The following is a 3,341-nucleotide window of genomic DNA, read 5'->3' as shown; positions in this document are numbered from 1 at the left end:
CCGTCGACACCTTTCTGGACGTCTTCTCCCGATCCGACCTGACCTGGGACGACCTGGATCATCTGCGGCAGCGCACCAGCCTGCCGATCCTGCTGAAGGGCCTGCTGCATCCCGACGACGCGGTGCGGGCGATGGATCGCGGCGTGGACGGCATCGTGGTGTCCAATCACGGCGGACGCCAGGTGGACGGCGCCATCGCGGCGCTGGACGCCCTGCCCGGCGTGGTGGCCGCGGTGGCGGGTGCCGTCCCGGTGCTGTTCGACAGCGGGGTGCGCGTCGCGGCCGACGCGTTCAAGGCGATCGCGCTGGGCGCCGCGGCGGTGTGCCTGGGTCGGCCCTATGTGTACGGTCTCGCCGTGGCGGGAAGCCTTGGCGTGCGGCAGGTGCTGAGCCACTTCGCCGCCGAGTTCGACCTCACCATGGGACTGAGCGGCTGCGCCTCGATCGACGACGTCAACCCCGAGCGGCTCCAGCGCGTCTGACGGCTCTGCCCACGGCGGAATCGCTGGCGCGCCGCCGGAGCGGGATTTAGCCTGGCGGCATGGTGAGGAGCGTCGCGGTGCTGTCGGACATTCACGGGTCTATGCCCGCCCTGGAGGCGGTGCTGGCCGAGCCCGAGGTGCGCGCGGCCGACGCGATCGTGCTCACCGGCGACATCGCCGCCGGGCCGCAGCCCGTGGAGGTGCTCGACACGCTGGTCGCCCTGGGGGACCGGGCGGTGTGGGTGCGCGGCAACGCCGACCGCGAGCTGTGGGAGATCCGACGCGAGGGCGCCGAGGTGCCGTGGCCCGAGGCGATGTGGGCGGCGGGCCAGCTGCGCGACGACCACCTGGAGCGGATCGCCGCGATGCCGACGACGGCGCGCCTGGAGGTGGACGGGCTCGGCGAGGTGTTGTTCTGCCACGCCACTCCGCGCGACGACACCGAGGTCGTGCTCGTGGACTCGCGGCCGTCGCGCTGGCGGGAGGTTCTGTCCGAAATGGATGATTCGATCGGGACCGTCGTGTGCGGACACACCCACATGCCCTTCGCGCGGCTGGCCGACGGCGTCCAGATCGTCAACCCCGGCAGTGTCGGGATGCCGTACGGGCGGGCGGCCGCGCACTGGGCGCTTCTCGGGCCCGGGGTCTCCTTGCGCCACACCGTCTTCGACCTCGACGCCGCCTGCGCGCGGATCGCCTCCGAATCGTCCTATCCCGACGCCGCTGGCTGGGCGGACGAGTACGTCCGGGCCCGCAACACCGACGTCGACGCCCTGGCCGTATTCGGCCCGCGCGACGGACGCTGAGATCCCCGAAAATTCAGTTACTCAGAATCGTTGCCACATCACAAGATCACGGCGTACGCTGCGTTCAGTACTTACTGAACGCGCTGAAAGAAGGTGAGCCGGGTGGAGCTGAGCATGGCCGAACGCGCGCTCGTCGGGCGCTTCGGGGTGCACACCGAGATGTCCGGTGGCCAGCGCATCGAGGGCATGATCATCGGACTCCTACTCATCTGCGAACCTCCACACCAGTCGATCACTCAGATCGCGTCCGCGTTGCGGGTCAGCAAGGCGTCGGTCTCCACGACCGTCCGCCGGCTGATGAACGCCTGCACCGTGGAGCGCGTCCCGGTGGCCGGCTCCCGGCAGCACTACTACCAGATGGCCGGGGGCGGCAGCTGGGTCGAGATCGTGCGGTCCCGTTGGGAACACATCCAACTGGCACGCAGGCTCGCCGAGGATGGACTGGCGTTGCTGGGCGACGACAGGGATCGCCGCAGGCGCATGGAGGAGTACCTCGATTTCCTCGCGTTCGTTGAATCCGAGATTGGGCCGGACCTGCTTGATCGCTGGGATAACTTCCGGCTCAAGCGAATCCAGGAACGCGAATCCTCGCAATAGCGACGGGGACACCCGCCGCGCCACTCTCATGGAGGCATCATGTCTTCGACCACGTCCATCCCTCATGGACTGCCGCTGGAACGCACGGGGCCGTTCGACCCACCGGCGCAGTTGAAGGACCTGCGCGACCACCGTCCGTTGAGTCGCATGTACTACTACCCCGACGAGCACCTCGGCTGGGTGATCACCAGCCACCAGCTGGCCAAGCGGGTGCTGGCGGACGTGCGATTCAGCTCCGAATTCGAGCGTATCTATTCATCGATCAACCTGCCGGGCCTGGACAAGGTACGCGACGTACCGAAGCAGCCGGGCATGTTCATCAGGATGGACCCGCCCGACCACTCGCGCCTGCGCACCATGCTCACCGGCGTGTTCACCGTCCGGCGCATGAAGCAGCTGGAACCGCGGGTGCTGGACATCGTCACCGAACACCTGGATGCCATGGAGCGGGCCGAAAAGCCCGTCGACCTGGTCCAGGATTTCGCCCTGCCGGTTCCGTCCATGGTGATCTGCGAGATGCTCGGCGTGCCGTTCGCCGACAGGGGACAGTTCCAAAGGGACTCCGCGCGGCTGCTGAGCCTCAAGATCCCGTTTGACGAGCGCACCAGGTCCGTCGACAACATCAAGGAGTACATCCGCGGGTTGGCCGAGGACAAGCGCGCCCACCCGGGCGACGACCTGCTCAGCGACCTGGCCTCCGGCGGCGAGCTCACCATGGAGGAGCTGGAGGGCATCGGGTTCCTGCTGCTGATCGCCGGGCACGAGACCACCGCCAACATGCTGGCCCTGGGAACCTTCGCGCTGCTGGAGAATCCCGCTCAGCTGGACACGCTGCGCGCCGATCCTCAGCTGATGCCGGGCGCGGTGGAGGAGCTGCTGCGCTGGCTGTCGATCATCCACATCGGACCCGTTCGGCGGGCGGCGGAGGACATCGACCTCGACGGCACGCTGATCAAGCGGGGCGAGCAGATCACGGTGTCGGTGCCGAGCGCCAACCGCGACCCCGAACGCTTCGACGACCCGGACGCCCTCGACGTCACCCGGCACGCCAACGGCCACTTCGCCTTTGGTCACGGGGTTCACCAGTGTCTCGGGCAACAGCTCGCCCGCATCGAAATGCGTATAGGTTTCAACGAATTGATCCGGCGGTTCCCGACGCTGCGGCTGGCCGTGCCCGCCTCCGAGGTTCCGATGCGGACGGACATGGCGATCTATGGTGTCCATGAGCTGCCGGTGACATGGTGAAGAAGGGAACTGGCATGAAGATCAAGGCGGACCGCGAGGTCTGTATCGGCGCGGGCATGTGCGTGCTGACGGCGCCGGATTTGTTCGACCAGGACGACGAGGAGGGCCGGGTGCTGGTGAAGCACGTCGAGCCCGCCTCCGACCAGGAGGGCTCCGCGCGCGAAGCGGTGAGCCTGTGCCCGTCTGGCGCGTTGAGCCTGGACGAGGGCTA

General features: G+C 67.9%; 5 protein-coding genes. All 5 read left to right on the top strand.

The features are described from left to right. Positions 1-482, top strand: a 482-nt coding sequence (locus VE172_RS13065) for an alpha-hydroxy-acid oxidizing protein (protein ID WP_324802280.1), incomplete at its 5' end; no start/stop codon positions are given. Between the two features lie 59 nt (positions 483-541). Next, positions 542-1,288: a metallophosphoesterase family protein gene (locus VE172_RS13060; RefSeq protein ID WP_324802277.1), complete on the top strand. Its 747-nt coding sequence runs from the start codon at positions 542-544 to the stop codon at positions 1,286-1,288. 114 nt (positions 1,289-1,402) lie between these two features. Further along, a complete protein-coding gene (locus VE172_RS13055; RefSeq protein WP_324802275.1) occupies positions 1,403-1,885 on the top strand; it encodes a GbsR/MarR family transcriptional regulator in 483 nt (160 codons plus the stop codon). A 39-nt stretch (positions 1,886-1,924) separates the two neighbouring features. Continuing rightward, a complete protein-coding gene (locus VE172_RS13050; protein WP_324802273.1) occupies positions 1,925-3,130 on the top strand; it encodes a cytochrome P450 in 1,206 nt (401 codons plus the stop codon). A 14-nt stretch (positions 3,131-3,144) separates the two neighbouring features. After that, positions 3,145-3,341: ferredoxin (locus VE172_RS13045; RefSeq protein ID WP_324802271.1), on the top strand; the 197-nt coding region annotated here is incomplete at its 3' end.

Source organism: Stackebrandtia sp., from assembly GCF_035643755.1.
Classification (GTDB): Bacteria; Actinomycetota; Actinomycetes; order Mycobacteriales; family Micromonosporaceae; genus Stackebrandtia.
The sequence above is the reverse complement of the archived record's forward strand: the minus strand, read 5'-3'. Positions and strand labels throughout refer to the sequence as shown.

Excerpts from the sequence above, each read along its gene's own strand:
- VE172_RS13050 (WP_324802273.1), top strand. The coding sequence starts at position 1,925 with ATGTCTTCGACCACGTCCATCCCTCATGGACTGCCGCTGGAACGCACG.
- VE172_RS13055 (WP_324802275.1), top strand. The coding sequence starts at position 1,403 with ATGGCCGAACGCGCGCTCGTCGGGCGCTTCGGGGTGCACACCGAGATG.
- VE172_RS13060 (WP_324802277.1), top strand. The coding sequence starts at position 542 with ATGGTGAGGAGCGTCGCGGTGCTGTCGGACATTCACGGGTCTATGCCC.